The sequence below is a fragment of the Parvibaculum indicum genome, from assembly GCF_011762095.1.
GTDB lineage: Bacteria > Pseudomonadota > Alphaproteobacteria > Parvibaculales > Parvibaculaceae > Parvibaculum > Parvibaculum indicum.
The window spans coordinates 122540-139355 of sequence record NZ_JAASQO010000002.1 but is presented as its reverse complement, the minus strand read 5'-3'; the positions used below and the strand labels follow the sequence as shown (position 1 = coordinate 139355).

Below are 16816 nucleotides of genomic sequence, written 5' to 3'. Positions count from 1 at the left end.
CGGGCCGAAATCTGGCGGCGGCGCGCGGATCGGTTCGACCGCCGCGCCAAGCTGCGTGTCCGGTCCGACAACATCGCGACCATAGAGCCCTACGACCCGGAAAGGCATGGCGAGGTGCGGAAATGATTGGCTGGCCCTGGAACGCCCATGTCGGGCAGCGCGTGACGCCGATAAATGCCCGGCGCTGGGCGGAGACGAAATCGGGCGCCGTTATCGACGGGCCCCAGTTCGGCGTCGTCTATGTCATCGCGCAGGTCTCCATCGATGAAGGCACCGGGGAAGTCTATATCGGATTCGACGAGTTCCCCCCTGAACACGGCTTCTTCGCGGAGAGCTTCAGGCCCGTCAAGGACACCTCCGCCCAGGTCGAAGAGCTGAAACGCCTCTGCCTCCCACAGCATAAACCGGAGCCGGTGGCATGAAGCGGGAAGAGCAGAACACCCAGATACAGGTCGTGCGGTTTCTCGACCGGCCGCTGGTGCCGCCGGCCTTCGTGTTCCATGTGCCCAATGGCGGCAAGCGGACGCCCGCGGAGGCTCGAATCCTCAAGGCGATGGGCGTGAAAAGCGGCGTCCCGGATCTCTTCGTCGTCGCGCCGGACCGAACCTTCGTCGCCATCGAGATGAAGGCCAAGGCCGGGAGCGCGGAGAAGGCGCAGAAGGAACGCATGGCCGCGCTGCGGGAATGCGGGGTCTGCACGGCCATCTGCCGGACGCTGGAAGAAGTGGAAGCGGCCGTGCTGGGCGCCGGGGTGCGCCTGCGGGCGAGGGTGGCGGCATGAAGTACATCGCGCCGAAGAAGAAATATCTGACCATCCTCTCGGCTCTGGCGACGGGCTGGCTTCCATGGGGCGTCCAGCGGCGCACGACGGAGCTTGTGCTTCTCGACGGGTCGGATGGCTGGATCGATCCGTTCAGCGCGCGGCGCGTGGGCCGCCGCCCGGCGAGCTTCGGTCTTTGCTGCGGGCACGACCTCTCCCTGAAAGAGGCGGAAGCGTTTGTGGAGGCCGGCCTTCTCGAGCGGTTCGTCCGCGAGGTCGATGGGCGCGAGTGCCTTCGGATCACCGAGAGCGGCAAGCGATGGCTCGCCGACAACTGGATAAGCTGAGGAACCCCGGACATGAACATCGCCGATCTCATCATCGACAGGGTCAGCCGGCGCGCGCCGGATTTCGTCATCGGCAAGCCGGGGTCGGACTACCTTCGGCGCTGGTACGTCATCCCGCGCAATCGCTTCTTCAACATCTATCTGCATGAAGTGCTGCGCGACGACGACGATCGCGCGCTTCATGACCATCCCTGGGTGAACTGCTCCATCGTGCTACGGGGGGGGTATTACGATGTGACCCCGGCGGGCCGTTTCTGGCGCAAGCCCGGTTCCGTCACCTTCCGCCGCGCGACGGCCACGCATCGGCTGGAGCTGCCGAGGGTGAAACCCTCTTCCGTCGGAAAGACGGAGTTCGTCGTGCAGGGCTTCCGCTCGAGCGGCTGCTGGTCGCTTTTTCTCACAGGCCCGAAGATCCGCACATGGGGCTTTCACTGCCCGAAGGGCTTCGTGCCCTGGTACGACTTCGTCGCCCGGGACAATGCCGGGGAAGTCGGCCCCGGATGCGGGGAGTGACGGCATGACCAAGTCTCCCCGGGAAGCGGATAGCGAATTCTACTTTGCGCTGGGCGCGGCGCTGGCCGTGCGCGACGCGGAAGGCGGAAGGCTGACCACGGAGCAACGCATCGATCTCCTCTGCGGGGCGATCCACGCGCTCTCCAGCAACCTTCCCCAGCCGATGAGATCGGCTTTGGTGGTCTATGCCCAGAACCGCCTGAACATGATGGAGCTGGCGAAGCAGATGGACGAGGCCGGTCTGCTCAAGGCCGACCCTCCCGCCGCGCCGAACTTCCCCAACAATGTGACGCCTTTTCCGGGCGGTAAGCCGAACGGAGGTCCAGATGTCTAGAGCGAAGGTCTGGACGGAAGCGCACATCGATGCGCTGCGCAAGATGTGGGCCGACGGCTATAGCTGCTCCCAGATCGCCAAGGCGCTGGGCGACGGGATCACGCGCAATGCGGTCATCGGCAAGGTGCACCGTTTGGGCCTGTCGCGGCGCGGCGAAGGCAAGTGGATGTCGAAATCCGCGCATCCCCGCGCTGCCCGGTGCAAGCCACCCGCCGCGCCGCGCGGACGGGCTGCGCCCCGGAAGGAGGCGAAGGGTCCGAAAATGCCCGGGCGCCGCAAGGCGGCGGAAGAGCCTGTCATTCCTCCGGAGGGGGTGCCGACAGGCGCGCCCGAGGCCGTCATGGCGCTGCGGGGCGATCCGCGCGGCGGCGGGCCAGCGCAATGCCGTTTCCCCATGGGGGAGCCGTCGCATCCCGATTTCCATTTCTGTCCGAACGACCGCGTAGGGGACGGGCCCTATTGCAGCTTCCACAGGGTCAGGACGCTGGAAGCGAACGGGACGCGCATGCGCCGGGCGGCACGGCGGAAGGAAGCCGAAGCGGCCAGGCGGCCCGTATCGAAAGGACCTCAGGAGTTCGTGTGGTGAAGATACTCGTCGGATGTGAGCAATCTGGCATTGTGCGTCGTGCGTTCGCGGCGCTGGGTCACGACGTTTGGTCGGTAGACCTGCTGCCCTCGGAGGATATGAGCAATCGGCACATCATCGGCGATGTGCGCGACTATCTCGACGATGGCTGGGATCTGCTCGCTGTCTTTCATCCTCCGTGTTTTGTCGCCGGTACCCTCGTGTTGACGAAACGGGGGCATATTCCGATTGAGGATGTTGTTGTTGGAGACCTTGTTCTTACGCATCGCGGCCGGTGGCGCCGTGTCACAGAGACGATGAACAAAAGCACCAATGATCTTCTGGCCCTCAAGGCGACTAATGCGCTCCCCATTACGACCACGCCAGAACATCCGTTCTATGCCCGCTTCCGAGCGCCATGCGCGCATGGTTTCCGCTCCCTGAAGGAGCGAGACGGGCCGGCAGAGTTCATTCAAGCTGGAGCCCTTTCGACGCGCCACTTCGTCGGATCGGTCCTGCCACCCACTACGGCCGTTAACATCAGCGACGACGACCTATGGCTGATGGGGCGATACGTGGCTGACGGCCACATGCGTCGCAGCCGCTGGACTGACGGCAAGTGGGAGGAGATGAACCTTGCGGTGGGAGCACATGAGTTTGAGGAATTCAAGCGGGTCTGCCCTCGCAAATGTAGCATTAGGTGGAACGGCACAGCCTACCGAGCGACTTTCTACGGCCATGACGCAATCAAGGATTTTGCGCAATTCGGGCTATACGCACACAAAAAGACTCTTCCTGTATGGGTCATGGAGCTGCCCAAACAGCAGGCCATAGCGTTTCTTCAGGGTTACCTGAGCGGGGATGGCTATATCCGCGAACGGGATACATCCGCAGCGACCGTTTCGCCGCGGTTGGCGCTTGGCATCGCTATTCTCATGCAGCGTGTCTACGACAAATGCCCAAGGTTGGGCATCTTCGAAAGGAATCCTACCGTCGAAATCCAAGGGCGCACGGTACGCCAAAGGCCTTCAATCAGCATCAGCATAGGAAACGCGAATGAGCGTCTAAGAAATTACGTAGATGGAGATTACGCGTGGGGGCACGTCCGATCCGTCATCCATAAGCTTCAGCAGGCCGTCGTTTTTAACCTCTCGGTCGAAGAGGATGAGACCTACACCGCGAACGGCGTGATCGTCCACAACTGTACGAGGCTTTGCAATTCAGGGGTGCGATGGCTGCACGAGCCACCCAAGCGTCTGACGGCCGGGCACTACGGGGCCGACAAGATCGCCGCTTACGCAGCCATGGATCGGGACGAGCGGCTGGCGTTCATGTGGAGCGAGCTTCGGGATGGCGCGGACCTTTTCTCGAAGTGCTGGAACGCTGACATCCCCCGCAAGGGGGTAGAAAACCCGGTCATGCACCGGCACGCAAAGGCGCTGATCGACAACTACTCTGATGATGCGCGACAGACGGTTCAGCCATGGTGGTTCGGGGAACCGGCCTTCAAGGCGACGAACTTCTATCTGGAAGGACTCCCGCGTCTTGTCCCGACGAACAAACTGGAGCCGCCTGCGTCTGGCACGAAGGAACATGCGCAGTGGTCGGGTGTGCACCGCGCCTCGCCGAGCCCGGATCGCTGGAAGGAGCGGAGCAAGACATATCCCGGCATGGCCGCGGCGATTGCATCTCAGTGGGGTGGATATGCCCTGCGGGAGGCCGTGGCATGACCGATATCACCTACGCCAAAGCGGGTGGACCGCCGGAGGATTGGACCAACATCGAGGTTGTGGATATCCAGACCGGAAACGTCATCGACTATGTGGTCGAGGTGGACACAATCGCCGGTTGGCTCCGGAAGTACAAAACCGATGAAAACGGCAAGCTCGCTCTGCTGCCCGACGGAAAAACGCCCCAGATAGAAGCGCTCTGCGGCCGCTTCGCGATCCGGAGGCGCACATGACCCCGGAATATGCCGAATTCCTCGCCTCCAAGGCCCCTGTGGCGCCCATGACGGGCATCGAACCGCCGCCGCTGTCGTCACACCTCATGACGCAGCAGGCCGTCACGGTGGATTTCGCGTTGCGGGCCGGGCGGGCGGGGGCGTTCCTCGATACCGGCCTCGGCAAGACGGGTGTGGAGCTCGAATTCTGCCGGCATGCGGGCGAGGCGACGAACGGGCGATCGCTCATCTGCGCTCCGCTGGCGGTGGCCCCGCAGATCGCGCGGGAGGGCAAGCGGTTCGGCTATGACGCACGGGTCATCCGGAGCGAGGACGATGCGCGCGAGGGCATCAACATCGTCAATTACGACCGCTTGCACCTGATCGATGCGGGGGCCTATGGCGGCACCGCGCTCGACGAGAGCGGCATCATCAAGAATTTCACGGGCAAGACGACGCGGACGCTGATCGACCTATTCGCCCAGACGCGCTTCAAGCTCTCCGCCACCGCGACGCCCGCGCCGAACGACCATATGGAGCTGGGCCAGCATGCCGAGTTCCTGAGTGTGATGCAGTCCAGCGAAATGCTGATGCGCTGGTTCACGGCCGACCAGACGGCGATGGGGCGGTATCGCCTCAAGACGCATGGCGAAAAGCATTTCTGGGACTGGATGGCGTCCTGGAGCCGCATGGCGATGATGCCGTCCGATCTGGGCGGCTCGGATGAGGGCTTCGTCCTGCCGCCGCTGGAGGTCGTGCCGCATTTCGTGGACGATCCCGACGCATCGGCGGCGGGGCTTCTGGGGCTCGAAAAGCTGTCGGCCACCGAGATCCACGCCACCAAACGCCGCACGGCGGCTCTACGCGCCGCGCTGGGCGTCGAACTCGCCATGTCGGATGCCGAGCCCTGCGTCATCTGGGTCGATACGGACTATGAAGCCGACGCGGTGAAGGCGCTCTGCCCGGAAATCGTGGAGGTGCGGGGCAGCCAGCCCGCCGCGGTGAAGGAGCGCAATCTGGAGGCCTTTGCCGACGGCACGGTGACGAAGCTGCTCACCAAGCCCAGCATCGCCGGTTTCGGGCTCAACTGGCAGCACTGCAATCACCCCGTCTATGTCGGCCGCAGCTTCTCCTATGAGGCCTGGTATCAGACCGTGCGGCGCTTCTGGCGCTTCGGGCAGACACGGCCTGTGCGGGCCGACCTCGTCGTCGCCGACGGCGAACGCTCCATCGGGCGGGTTATCGATCGCAAGGCGGGCGATCACCGGCACATGCAGGAAGCCATGGTCGCCGCCATGAAGCGCGCGCTGGGCCGCGCCGCCAGTCTCAAGGTTGCATATGAGCCGCGCCACAGGGCGCCGCTCCCGGAATGGATGAGGGCCGCATGATCGATTGTCTGAATGCCGAAGTCGCGAAGAGCTGGGCCGCCTATCAGGGCGACTGCGTGGATATCGTCGCCCAGATGCCGGACGGGTCCGTGGATTTTTCCGTCTACTCGCCGCCTTTCTCCGGCCTCTACATCTACAATGACAGCATCGCCGATATGGGAAACAGCGCCGACGATGACGAGTTTTTCGAGCATTACCGCTTCCTCGCGCGCGAACTCTACCGCGTCACGCGGCCCGGCCGCCTCGTCGCGGTGCACTGCAAGGATCTGGTGTTCTACAAGTCGCAGCGCGGCACGGCGGGGCTCAGGGACTTTCCGGGAGAGCTGATCCGCGTTCATCAGGAGGCGGGGTTCAACTTCCACTCCCGCGTGACGATCTGGCGCTGCCCCGTTCGGGAGATGACGAAAACCAAGGCGCATGGCCTGCTCTACAAGCAGCTTCGGGCCGACTCGTCCTTCTCCCGGCAGGGGCTTCCCGAATATCTCGTCGTCTTCCGCAAATGGGCGGGGGAAGGCGAGGGGATTGCGCCCGTCACGCATGCCAATCCGGAAAACGCGGAAGAGCTGGCGGCGGAGAGCGCCCGCGCAAGCGAGCGGGCGCTGGGCGCGGGCGTGGAACTGTCGCCGGAGGACGCCCGCCGGATGGCCGGATTTCCGCTCGGGCAATGGCAGGACTATGCGAGCCCGGTATGGATGGACACGCGCGAGACGGACGTGCTGAACGCCCATCGCGAGCCGGACGACGAAAAACACATCTGCCCCATGCCGCTCGATATCACCACGCGGGCGACCATGCTCTGGTCCAACCCCGGAGACGTCGTGCTGTCGCCCTTCATGGGGATCGGGAGCGAGGGCGTGGTGGCGCTGCGGCAGAGACGGCGCTTCATCGGGATCGAACTCAAGGAAAGCTATTGGCGGCAGGCCTGCCGGTATCTGGCCCATGAGGAACAGGAAGCCGCCGCGCCGACGATTTTCGACGTCATCGAGGAGCGGTCATGAGCGCGGCGGTACAACGGAAATCGACGCCTGCGCCGGAGGCGGCGCGCCGGGGCGGACGGAAGCCGATGGTCTGGGAGGTCATCCGCGAAGTGTCGCGGCACTATGACGAGCCGGTGGAGGCCATCCTGGGCGACAGCCGCCGCCGGCGGCTCTGCTTCGTGCGCCATGTCGCCATGTATCTCGCCCATGAGAGCTGCGGCAAGAGCCTGCCGCAGCTCGCCGCGGCGTTTCAGCGGCGGGATCACACGACGGTGATGCATGCGATCCGCCGCGTGGAAGCGGCCATGGAAAGCGACAAGACGGCGCTGGGCGACATGGCGACCCTTCGCGCCCGGTTGCGCGTGAGAATGATGTGGGGGATCAGGTGAACTTTTACGAAAGACATCTTGGCGACTACGCGAAGGACACGGCTCACCTGTCGATGCTTGAGCATGGTGCCTACAGCATCCTGCTGGATCGCTATTACGGGACCGAGGAGGGCATTCCGGAGGCATCCGCCCACCGACTGGCCCGAGCGCGGACGGAGGAAGAAAAGGCCGCTGTCGACGCGGTGCTGGATGAGTTTTTTACGCTGGTCGACGGGGTGTGGATAAACAATCGGGCCGAGGAAGAGATATCGAAAACGAAAGCCCGGATAGAGGCTGCCAAGGTGAATGGCGCGCGCGGCGGGCGCCCGAAGAAGCGTCAGGACGCGAAGGAAAAAGAAACCCGGGAAGAACCCACTGGTTTTAATAACGAAACCCAGAAAAAACCCAGGGGTTTTGAAAACGAAACCCAGCAAGAACCCAAGGGTTTTGAAAACGAAACCCAGCAGGAACCCAGAGGTTCCGAAAACGAAACCCAGCGGAAACCCAGCCCTTCGAAAACAGAAACCCAGACAAAAGCTCACCAGACTCCAGTCCCCATACACCAGAATATTACTGCTGCTGCTGACGCGCGCGCGCGCGACGGAACGCGAATCACGCCGGAAATGGAGGAGCAGCTTTTCGAGGCGGCGGGAAACGCGCTCAACGTGCCCGCCGGGCCCGACCTGCTCTCCATGGCGCGGCCGCTGACATGGCTGGAAAGCGGCGCCGACTGGGAGCTGGACGTGCTTCCGGCGGTGCGCGCCCATGCCGCCAGGGGGCGGCCCCACACCATCCGAAGCTGGTTTTATTTCGACAGCATCATCGCCGACGCCAAGGCGAAGCGGCTGAAACCCATGCCCGAAGGACGCACCGATGACCGATCTTCAAATCGACAGACCGGCGGGACTGGCCGCCGCCGCGCAACCTATGTCGGAATCGCTTCGTCGGGTGATTAGGACGAGCCAGTTCGACAACGTCCACCGGACGGTGACGCTGCCGCGCGGGCTTCGGTCCGAGGACATCATGGGCGTTTCGGCGGCGCTGACCGTGCAGGAACGCGGCATCAAGCCATCGACGACGGAAGAGCGGAAGCTGTGTTTTCTCAAGCTTGCCGCCGTCTATCCGCCGCGCGACGGGGAGGAGGCCGAAGAGCGCACCCGGTTCAACGTCTACCACGATGCGCTGCGCGACATTCCGGCCGATCTCCTCTGGGAGGCCTGCATGGACTGTGTGAAGACGATCAGGTTCTTCCCCCAGCCCTCGGAAATTCGGGGTTTCGCGCTGCCGAAACTTCAGGCGCGACTGGAGGCGGTCGGCCGCCTGCGGGCACTTCGGGACTATCGGGTCGTCGAAACCGAGGACGGGGCGCTGACGGAGGAACAACGCGCTCGCCGGAAGAAACTGGCGGACGAGCTGCGCGGTGCGCTGGCGGGATCGGTCGAGGAAATGGCGTCGGACCCCGACGCGCCGATTGCCACGGTGCGGCTGGACGGCGAGCCCGAGGTGAATTCGATCGCGACGGCCATATTGCGCTCGCGCATGGCGGAATGCGGCGTCGGCGAAGACGGGCTCGCCAACAAGCAGAACATCGACTTCCTGAAGAAGCGCGCCATCGCGGATGCGCGCTTCGTCTGGCCCTGGCTGCGCACACGCGGCTGGAAGGCCCCGGAGGCGGAGGGCGGGGAGACATGAGCCGCGGCGGTGTGAGGTCCATCCTGGGCGGCTTTGTCGGCCCCACGGGCGGCGACCCCAATCTTGTGCTGCGCTATGCGCGGCTTCTCCGGGAGGCGGGTGGCGCGCTGCTTTTGCCTCACCAGTTGAAAAGCCTTTCCGCCGCCGCCCGCGAGGAGATCGAGCGGGAGCAGGACAAGGCATACGGAAAGAAGCGAGGGAAAGATGGCGCGAAGTAAGGCGGCGAAGTCGGAGGCCGTGCAGCGGGTGGCGGCCGAGGAGCAGATGCGGCAGGTGATGGAGGCCGGGCGCAAGCTGTGCGAGGCCGACGGCAATGAAGAGCCGAAGACGGTGGAAATCGTCTGGCGGCTTTTCCGCGAGGCGGCGGACACATATGACCGCCTGCCGGATCGCGAGATGGGATGGATACTCTCGGGCAATCGCATTGCCTGGCCGGATGTCGTCCATGACGCGGCAGACAGGAAGCAGGCGCAGGAACAATATGAGGTGGAGCTGGCGCGGGTTCAGTCCGGACAGGATGCGGTGGAAGCGGTGCGCCTGCGGAAATCGCCGCCGGATCGCGCCGCCATAGGCCGCGCCGATATCGTCGTCGGATGGCGCCGCCTTCTCGCCGGCAACGATCAGGCGCGGGACTGGAAGATCCTCTGGTTGCTGGCGACGGAGAAAGTGAAAGCGCGGATCGTCGCGCGCGAATGCCATTGCTCCGTGCGCACCGTATGGCGCCGTTGGGAGTTCCAGCTGCAGGTGATTGCACAGCGGCTTCCGGCCGGACAGTAAAAAAGCTGTGGAAATCGAAAAATAGGATGGCACACTTGGCACAGTTTTGAGGTAGATTTTTCCTAGGTTAGAGATTTTGCGCCCGGCCGACGGAGACACCGTCGAGCCGGGTTTTTCGTTCAGGTCACGGAGTGACTGGATGATGCGCGAAGCATTTCATCGACTGCGAGCGAGCGGGGGCCAGATGGAGCAGCACCAGATCGTCAAGCACGTCGTCGATGGCGCGGCGGTAGGCGTCACGGCGGGAGTTTGGGCGACCGTGCTGCCCTCGGTCGCGTCCGGGCTCACCGTCGTGTGGATGATTATCCGGATTTACGAGACGAAGACCGTTCAGGACTTCGTTGGCCGCTTCCGCCGCGCATCCATGCCGACGGATGCCGATTAAACGCCCATATTTGCCCGCTGGCGGCCGCCGCTGAAAGGGATGTCCAGTGTCATCCGACACCCTGTTTTCTCACCTGACGCGCTCGCGTGTCCCCTACACCCCATGCCGGGGGCCCCTGAGGGGGGTGCCGCCCGCGGGGGGGCGCGCTTGCCGCGTTGAAACACCAGCCGTGGGGTTCCAAAACAGGGTAACAGGCGGTCTGAGGTAACAATGTGACCCTCGTCACGCAGGCCGAATACGCGAAGCTTCATGGCGTTTCCCGAAAGACGGTAACGAAATGGAAGGACGCGGATTATCTCGTCATTTCAGAGGGTAAGGTCGATGTCGAGGCGACGGACGCGGTTCTGAAAGGCCGTGGACTGGGGCGTTTTGGCAAGGGCACCGGTACTGTTACCTCGGGCGGAAAGGGTAACAGCGAGAAGAACGCCAGGGCGCCGCGCAATGGCTCGCCGAAGGGTGGACAAGCGCCCGTCACCGCGGTTGATCCAGACGGAAAAGAGAAGCCTCTCGATATCCTCATTCAGGATACCGACCAGCTCATCGACGACATTCTTTCCGGGCGGCATCTGCCCTACGCACATGCCGAGCGGATCAAGGAAAACCAGATCGCGCTGAAGCACGTTCTCGATATGCGGGAACGCGCCGGGTCACTGGTCGAACTCGAGGCGTCCGAGAAACTGTTTTTCGAGGTGTCGCGCGCCGCGCGCGATGCATTGATGGATTGGCCGACAAGGGTCGGACCGATCATTGCGGCCGAACTCGATGTCGAGGCCGACAAGGTCGTTGAGCTCCTGACAAAATATGTCCAGTCCATCCTCGAAAAGCTCGGCGGTCAGAATACCGACGCAGCAGGAGAAGCTGGATAGGCTGAGACTGGCCTGGCAGCGCGGCTGGATGCCGCCGCCCCGGATCAGCCTGCCGGACTGGGCCGACAAATACCGCAAGCTGGCGAAGGAAAGCGGAAGCCGGGGCGGCGACTGGGATACTTCCACAGTAGAGGCCGCGCGCGGCCCGATGCTGGCGGTCACCGAACCGGGTGTGCACATCATCACCCTGATGGCATGCACACAGCTCTTGAAGACGGAATTCATCAACAACGTCTTCGGGTTTCACGCTCATCTCGACCCGGCGCCGATGCTTTTCGTGCAGCCGAAAGATGACGCGGCGGAACAGTTCTCGAAGGAGCGGATCATCCCGCTCATCAAGGCCACTCCCGTCCTTCGGCAACTCATCACGCCGAACAGAAAACAGCGCAGGAAAACGAGGGCGGAAAGGGCCCGTGAGGAAGCATCCGGCATCGAGCCGGAAAATACGTTGACCTTTCATCAGTTCCCGGGCGGCTTTCTCGCCCTGGTCGGCGCCGGTAGCCCGGACAACCTTGCTCGTCGCCCGGTGCGCCTCGTTCTCTATGACGAGATCGACAAATACCCGGTCACGCGCGAAGGCGATCCGATATCGCTTGGCGACGAGCGCATGGCGTCCTTCGTCAACTGGCTGTCGATCCGCGTTTGTTCGCCGACGGTCGAAGACGAAAGCCGGATCGAGGAAAGCCACGCCGACGGCGATCAGCGAAAGGCTGCCGTTAGCTGCCCACATTGCGGGCACAGGCAGTTTCTCGATTTCTTTCGCCATGTGGACTGGGACAAGGTCAAGAACGACCGCGGCGAGACCGTCGAACATCTGACGCATACGGCGCGCATCTATTGCGAGGCCTGCGGCGAAGGATGGTCCGAAGGCGCGCGCCTCATGGCGCTGCGCACGATGCGCTACTACCAGACGAGGCCCTTCACCTGCTGCGGACGCACTCACTCTCCGCTCGATGCCTATGAAAAGGCATGGCGCGAGGGTGCGGAAGATCCTGTCGGCAAGATATGGGACTGGTGGGAGGGCCCCAGATGGGCGGTCGGTCGCGCCAAGTGCCCGGATTGCGGGAGCTGGGGCGTCGATAACGAACATGCCAGCTTCCATTCCTCGAAGCTGTTCAGTCCGTGGACGCGAGATCAGCCGAGGAACATTGCCAAGAAATGGATCGACGCCCAGGGGAATGACGAGGCGCTTCAGGCGTGGTGGAACACCCAGCTTGGATTGCCTTACCGGCCGCGCATCGGTCGCGAGGTCAAGCAGGAAAAGCTGCTGGAGCGGCGCGAGGTCTGGGCCGCTCAGGTGCCGGACGGCGTCGCCATCATCACCTGCGGCGTGGATACGCAGGACGACCGGCTGGAGTTCGAGATCGTCGGTTGGGGCCGGGGCGAGGAGTCCTGGTCGCTGGCCTATGGCGTCCTCGAGGGCGACCCGGATCAGGACGATGTCTGGGAGCGTCTGGACGCCATTCTGATGTCCTCCTTCGTGAGGGCGGACGGGCGGCCGTTTACCGTCGCCGCGACCTGCGTCGACTCGGGCGGCCACAGAACGCAATCGGTCTATGCCTTCTGCCGCGCGCGGCGGTTGCGCAAGGTCTGGGCGATCAAGGGCGACAGCGAGACGTCCGGCAACCGGTCGCCGGTCTGGCCGTCCGGACGCGCCACGCGGAAAAGCTCGCGCAAGAGGGACTACAAGCCCTTCATCATCGGCACGAACGCCGCGAAGGACCGCATATCGTCCTGCCTGCAGATCGAGGTGCCGGGCAGGGGATACATGCATTTCCCGGCGGATCGCGATGCCGGGTATTTCGCACAATTGACCGGCGAGAGGCTGGTTACGAAGAAGCGCGCGGGCCGGACCTATCGCATCTGGGAAGGGAAGCGGGACCAGTCGCATGAAGCGCTGGACTGCCGGGTCTATGCCTATGCCGCACTCTGGGGGTTGATCGTGCAACACAAGATCGACATCGACCGCGAAGCCGAGAAGGTCGGCGCAGCTGAGGAAACGCCCGTCGTCAAGGTAGGCACGTCCGAAGCGCAGCGCATCGAGGCGAACAAGCCGCAGCCGCCCGCGCAGGAAAAACCGGACCAGAAGCCGAAGACGAAGAAGCGTAAGGTCGGGCGCTCCAGCTATCTTTCGAGGATTGGCAGGTAATGGGAAATCCAGGTTCCGCAGTGCAGATCGTCTCGCCGGGCATCGGTGAGAATGCGGCCAATGTCGACGATCAGGGCAATCTTGCCACCATCCCGCAGATGGCGACGGGCGGCAACATCGCCGCGCAGACCAATGCGACCGGCACCGACTGGACGGCCTTTGCCGATCGGGCGTGCAAGCAACTGACGCTCGTCAACAATACCGGCACGACCATCGAGTTCCGTCAGGACGGCGACGGCGTCGCGGTGCCCGTGTTCGACCAGACGAATTTCACGATCTTCGGCATCGACAACTGCGACCGGATCGAGATCAGGCGGACCGACGAGAGCGATACGCAGGTTACCGTCGCGGCGAGGTGGGAGGGCTGATGCGGTCGCTTGGGCTCAGAAGTAGTGGAAATCTGAGAAATATCCTTTCTCTCCGCCGCCGCATCAACGGCATCCTCGTCGAGCGCGTGTCGATTGATGGCACATGGCTAACGCTCGACGGAAAGCCCGTCTACATGGAGATTTGATATGGATATCGCCCTCGGCCTGCTGAGTGCCCTGCAAAAAACCGATCCGTTAAAAGTCTGCTTTTCTGCCACAGCGCAGGCGGTATCGCTCAATCAAGATATCCGCGCGACTGTTGATGGCATGCTTCGGAAGTTCGTGTCCGGCGTGGCGGTGGTTCTTCCGGCGCTCACAGCAGGAACCGACTATGCGATTTACGCTTGCTCCGACGGCACGTTGCAGGCTTCGGCCAATTTCAGCGCACCGGCCGGCTACACAAACATTACATCAACACGGATCGGAGGCTTTCACTACGCACCCGGCGGAAATGCGCCGGCCCAGGCTGGTGGCGATACGACCCCCCAGATCAACCCATACAGCTTGTGGGATTTGAAATGGCGTCCGGCCTGTCCTGATCCGCGAGGCATGGCATTCGTCGCGGATCGTTTCTGGTGCGACATCTACCTCACAGGCACAGATGTGGACGTGAACGGCTCATCCAGAAACGGCGTGACGATTGCCGATGGTTCCTCGCCACCGAAAGTGCCGGCCATGTTCGGTGGCAATGGTTCGACCGCCTACGGATCGCTCACATGGTTCGAAGCGCGGGAGCTGCTGAACTCGGTCGGAAAGGATTTGCTCGACTATGGTGAGTTCATGGCTGCCGCCCACGGAACCACAGAGTCAGTCGGACGGGGCAATGATCCGGTGTCCACAGGCCTTGGGAACAGCAACGCAGGTTCGTCGAATGCCGACGAGAAGTTCACTTCAAAGTGGGGGATTGTTCAGGCGACTGGCTGCATGTATGTGTGGGGTCGTGATCTCATCAGCAGGCTGACAGTCGGCGCGACTCCGGTCGACGCCGCCGCTCTTGCAGATGACATAAATGCGTATAGCTGGAAGGACAGCACTGAGGGCCGAGGCAAGCTTTACACACAGACAACGGCCGGAATTGCCGCGTCACGATTCGGGGGCTACTGGGCCAACGGCTCGGACTGCGGTTCGCGCGCGTCGACCTGGAACAACCAGCCCTGGAACTCGAACAGCGTTGTCGGGTCGCGCGGCCGCTGTGACCACCTGTTTAATGTCTAGTCCACGGCGCGAAAGCGCCGGGGCAGCGGCGCGAACGAACATAGAGCGTGACGTCATTGTCTCAAGCGAGGCGATGGCAATCGTGGAAAAGCTGGAGCGTTTAATCGATTACCTCTACCCGATCCTGCAAAATGTTCCACGAAAGCACGGTGTCGCCCGCGATGCTGCACTGACTTCGCTGTTCGGGCAGGTCGAGCTTCTCATTGCTGCGGGAAAGTCGAAGCAGGCTTCCCGTCTTTATTCCGCAGACGCCAATCTGGCGTATCTGCGGTTCTGGCTGCGCTTCATGGCCGCTCCCTCGCGCCGTCTCATCACGCCACACCAACATCGTGTGGCATCGATCCATTTGGCCGAGATCGGCCGAATGCTCGGGGCGTGGATAAAGACTGTGAAGAGTAGGGGTTGAGCGGGGTGAAGTGTGCCGCGTCACTATTCGGGGGCAACTGGAACAACGGCTCGAACTGCGGTTCGCGCGCGTCGAACTGGAACAACCAGCCCTGGAACTCGAACAACAATGTCGGGTCGCGCGGCCGCTGTGACGATCGAATTTCTGCTCTGCGTCGGTCACGGCCGCGCAGGCCGATCACCAATGGTGGTCAGCCCACTCAACCTGCTTCGGCGAATACATTGCGAGGTCCGGCAGAACGGGGAGTAGCCCATCGAAACCCGAGGCTGGCAATTACCATGGCGAAGAAATACCGTAATCTGATCAGCCTCATCCTGGAGGACCGCAATATTCGCCGCGCCTATGCAAGGACATCCCTCGGGCGGCGCGGCACCTATGGCTACCATGAATTCAAGGAGCATGCAGAAGCAAACCTCGCGAGGCTGCGCGAGGACATTTTGTCAGGACGGTTCCAGCCTGACCCTGTGAGGCACTTCATGGTGTTTGAGCCGAAGCCGCGCAATATCGAGGCGCTATCGTTCCGGGACAGGGTGGCGCACCACGCACTTGTTAACGTCATCGGGCCGATATTCGAGGCGACGTTCCTGCCTCGCTCCTTCGCCTGTCGCGCCGGCATGGGATCTCATGCGGGTGTAAAGATGTTGCAGGCCGATCTTCGCCGGAGCGGCGCCACGCACTTTCTCAAGACCGATTTTTCCCGATATTTCGCCAGCATCGACAGGCCCACCCTGCACCGGATGATCCGCCGCAAAATCAGCTGCGCAGGCACCCTCGATCTGATTGAGCGGTTTACTCCGCGAGAAGGCTGCGGGCTGCCTATAGGGGCGCTCACAAGCCAGCTCTTTGCGAATGTCTATGGCAGCGCCGCCGACCGCTTCCTGCACGAGGTTCTCGGCCGCCGCCTGTGGTATCGCTACATGGATGACATCGTGGTCCTGGGAGACGATATCCGAGAATTGCGGGCGGTGAAGGACGCGCTGGAGACGTTCGCCGCCGACGAGCTGCATTTGAGGTTTAGCCACTGGTCCACCGCTCCGATCAGCCGCGGGATAAACTTTCTCGGCTACCGGATATGGCCCACTCACAAGCTGCTGCGGCGCCGAAGCGTGAAGGGGGCCCGCCGTAAGCTGCGGCGCCTTCGCGCCGGAGGCGATCCCGTCGCGCTGCAGGCCTTTGCCGGGTCGTGGCGCGGCCACGCGGAACACGCTGACAGCCACCATCTGCTGCAATCTTTTTCCCTGGAGAAATCATGACCAAGATCATCAATACCCGCGCCGATCTCGACGCCCTGAAAGGCACGCCGGAGTATCTCGATGCGATGCAGGCAATTGCAGGTACCCTCGAAACCACGATGGACACCGCTGTTTATCCGGATGGCTACAATGAGCCCGGCTATTCCGGCGCGGCGGTGGAGCCAGTCTGGACGAGCGTGGAGACGCTCGACACGATCCAGCATCTGGGTTTCTCAACGAGGGCAGAGTTCGAGCAGGAGTATGCGGCAGCGACAGCGGACGGTGAAAACTAGGGTATTTTAACAATACCTCTAGCCAGAGAGATTTGATGGCCTGGACCCAAGACGATATCGACGCGCTGCAAACGGCCATCGGCGCGGGCGTCAAGCGTGTGCGCTATTCCGACGGGTCCGAGACCGAATATCACTCGCTCAAGGAAATGCGCTCGCTGCTTTCCGAAATGAAGGCGAGCCTCGCCACGAAAAAGCCTGTCCGCGCCTTCCGCGGCGCGCCCCGCTCGGGATATTGACGC

Annotated in this window: 24 protein-coding genes and 1 pseudogene; all 25 read left to right on the top strand. The window is 62.9% G+C overall.

Annotation, left to right across the window (positions count from 1 at the left end):
- Positions 1-122 precede the first annotated feature (122 nt).
- The gene (locus tag FHS78_RS03225; RefSeq protein ID WP_167090279.1) at positions 123-422 is read left to right on the top strand and encodes a hypothetical protein; all 300 of its coding nucleotides are present in this window, start codon (positions 123-125) and stop codon (positions 420-422) included.
- On the top strand, positions 419-781 hold the full coding sequence (locus FHS78_RS03220; RefSeq protein WP_167090277.1) for a VRR-NUC domain-containing protein: 363 nt from the start codon (positions 419-421) through the stop codon (positions 779-781). Before FHS78_RS03225 ends, FHS78_RS03220 begins: the two co-directional genes overlap by 4 nt.
- On the top strand, positions 778-1107 hold the full coding sequence (locus tag FHS78_RS03215) for a hypothetical protein (protein ID WP_167090275.1): 330 nt from the start codon (positions 778-780) through the stop codon (positions 1105-1107). Before FHS78_RS03220 ends, FHS78_RS03215 begins: the two co-directional genes overlap by 4 nt.
- Positions 1108-1119: 12 nt before the next feature.
- On the top strand, positions 1120-1620 hold the full coding sequence (locus FHS78_RS03210) for a hypothetical protein (protein ID WP_167090273.1): 501 nt from the start codon (positions 1120-1122) through the stop codon (positions 1618-1620).
- A 4-nt stretch (positions 1621-1624) separates the two neighbouring features.
- Positions 1625-1954, top strand: a complete 330-nt coding sequence (locus FHS78_RS03205; protein WP_167090271.1) for a hypothetical protein — start codon at positions 1625-1627, stop codon at positions 1952-1954.
- Positions 1947-2540: a GcrA family cell cycle regulator gene (locus FHS78_RS03200; protein ID WP_167090269.1), complete on the top strand. Its 594-nt coding sequence runs from the start codon at positions 1947-1949 to the stop codon at positions 2538-2540. Before FHS78_RS03205 ends, FHS78_RS03200 begins: the two co-directional genes overlap by 8 nt.
- Positions 2534-2722, top strand: a pseudogene (locus FHS78_RS19745) (hypothetical protein); the annotation flags it as partial. The gene FHS78_RS03200 and the pseudogene FHS78_RS19745, both read left to right, overlap by 7 nt.
- Positions 2696-4249: a Hint domain-containing protein gene (locus FHS78_RS19305; RefSeq protein ID WP_425500287.1), complete on the top strand. Its 1554-nt coding sequence runs from the start codon at positions 2696-2698 to the stop codon at positions 4247-4249. The pseudogene FHS78_RS19745 and the gene FHS78_RS19305, both read left to right, overlap by 27 nt.
- Positions 4246-4482 carry a hypothetical protein gene (locus FHS78_RS03190; protein ID WP_167090265.1) on the top strand — a complete coding sequence of 79 codons (237 nt, stop codon included), beginning with the start codon at positions 4246-4248 and terminating at the stop codon, positions 4480-4482. The genes FHS78_RS19305 and FHS78_RS03190 overlap by 4 nt, the downstream gene beginning before the upstream one ends.
- The gene (locus FHS78_RS03185; RefSeq protein WP_167090263.1) at positions 4479-5849 is read left to right on the top strand and encodes a DEAD/DEAH box helicase; all 1371 of its coding nucleotides are present in this window, start codon (positions 4479-4481) and stop codon (positions 5847-5849) included. The genes FHS78_RS03190 and FHS78_RS03185 overlap by 4 nt, the downstream gene beginning before the upstream one ends.
- Complete coding sequence (locus FHS78_RS03180; protein ID WP_167090261.1) at positions 5846-6847, top strand: DNA-methyltransferase; 1002 nt, start codon at positions 5846-5848, stop codon at positions 6845-6847. The genes FHS78_RS03185 and FHS78_RS03180 overlap by 4 nt, the downstream gene beginning before the upstream one ends.
- Positions 6844-7215: a helix-turn-helix domain-containing protein gene (locus FHS78_RS03175; RefSeq protein ID WP_167090259.1), complete on the top strand. Its 372-nt coding sequence runs from the start codon at positions 6844-6846 to the stop codon at positions 7213-7215. Before FHS78_RS03180 ends, FHS78_RS03175 begins: the two co-directional genes overlap by 4 nt.
- A complete protein-coding gene (locus FHS78_RS03170) occupies positions 7212-8150 on the top strand; it encodes a DUF1376 domain-containing protein (RefSeq protein ID WP_167090257.1) in 939 nt (312 codons plus the stop codon). Before FHS78_RS03175 ends, FHS78_RS03170 begins: the two co-directional genes overlap by 4 nt.
- Complete coding sequence (locus FHS78_RS03165) at positions 8143-8886, top strand: hypothetical protein (protein ID WP_167090255.1); 744 nt, start codon at positions 8143-8145, stop codon at positions 8884-8886. The genes FHS78_RS03170 and FHS78_RS03165 overlap by 8 nt, the downstream gene beginning before the upstream one ends.
- Positions 8883-9104, top strand: coding sequence for a hypothetical protein (locus FHS78_RS03160; RefSeq protein ID WP_167090253.1), 222 nt, complete (start codon positions 8883-8885; stop codon positions 9102-9104). The genes FHS78_RS03165 and FHS78_RS03160 overlap by 4 nt, the downstream gene beginning before the upstream one ends.
- A complete protein-coding gene (locus FHS78_RS03155) occupies positions 9091-9663 on the top strand; it encodes a DUF6362 family protein (protein WP_167090251.1) in 573 nt (190 codons plus the stop codon). Before FHS78_RS03160 ends, FHS78_RS03155 begins: the two co-directional genes overlap by 14 nt.
- A gap of 139 nt (positions 9664-9802) precedes the next feature.
- Complete coding sequence (locus FHS78_RS03150) at positions 9803-10048, top strand: hypothetical protein (protein ID WP_167090249.1); 246 nt, start codon at positions 9803-9805, stop codon at positions 10046-10048.
- Between the two features lie 212 nt (positions 10049-10260).
- Entirely contained in the window at positions 10261-10914 is a 654-nt protein-coding gene (locus FHS78_RS03145; protein WP_167090247.1) for a hypothetical protein, read from the top strand.
- Positions 10850-13063 (top strand): phage terminase large subunit family protein, encoded by a 2214-nt coding sequence (locus tag FHS78_RS03140; RefSeq protein ID WP_205305173.1) that lies wholly within the window; start codon positions 10850-10852, stop codon positions 13061-13063. The genes FHS78_RS03145 and FHS78_RS03140 overlap by 65 nt, the downstream gene beginning before the upstream one ends.
- On the top strand, positions 13063-13431 hold the full coding sequence (locus tag FHS78_RS03135) for a hypothetical protein (protein ID WP_167090245.1): 369 nt from the start codon (positions 13063-13065) through the stop codon (positions 13429-13431). The genes FHS78_RS03140 and FHS78_RS03135 overlap by 1 nt, the downstream gene beginning before the upstream one ends.
- Before the next feature lie 147 nt (positions 13432-13578).
- Entirely contained in the window at positions 13579-14646 is a 1068-nt protein-coding gene (locus tag FHS78_RS03130; protein ID WP_167090243.1) for a phage major tropism determinant, read from the top strand.
- 73 nt (positions 14647-14719) lie between these two features.
- Positions 14720-15052, top strand: a complete 333-nt coding sequence (gene avd / locus FHS78_RS03125) for a diversity-generating retroelement protein Avd (protein WP_246220328.1) — start codon at positions 14720-14722, stop codon at positions 15050-15052.
- Between the two features lie 278 nt (positions 15053-15330).
- Complete coding sequence (locus FHS78_RS03120) at positions 15331-16305, top strand: reverse transcriptase/maturase family protein (protein WP_167090239.1); 975 nt, start codon at positions 15331-15333, stop codon at positions 16303-16305.
- Entirely contained in the window at positions 16302-16577 is a 276-nt protein-coding gene (locus FHS78_RS03115) for a hypothetical protein (RefSeq protein ID WP_167090237.1), read from the top strand. The genes FHS78_RS03120 and FHS78_RS03115 overlap by 4 nt, the downstream gene beginning before the upstream one ends.
- 35 nt (positions 16578-16612) lie before the next feature.
- Positions 16613-16813: a phage head-tail joining protein gene (locus FHS78_RS03110; protein WP_167090235.1), complete on the top strand. Its 201-nt coding sequence runs from the start codon at positions 16613-16615 to the stop codon at positions 16811-16813.
- Positions 16814-16816: the final 3 nt, after the last annotated feature.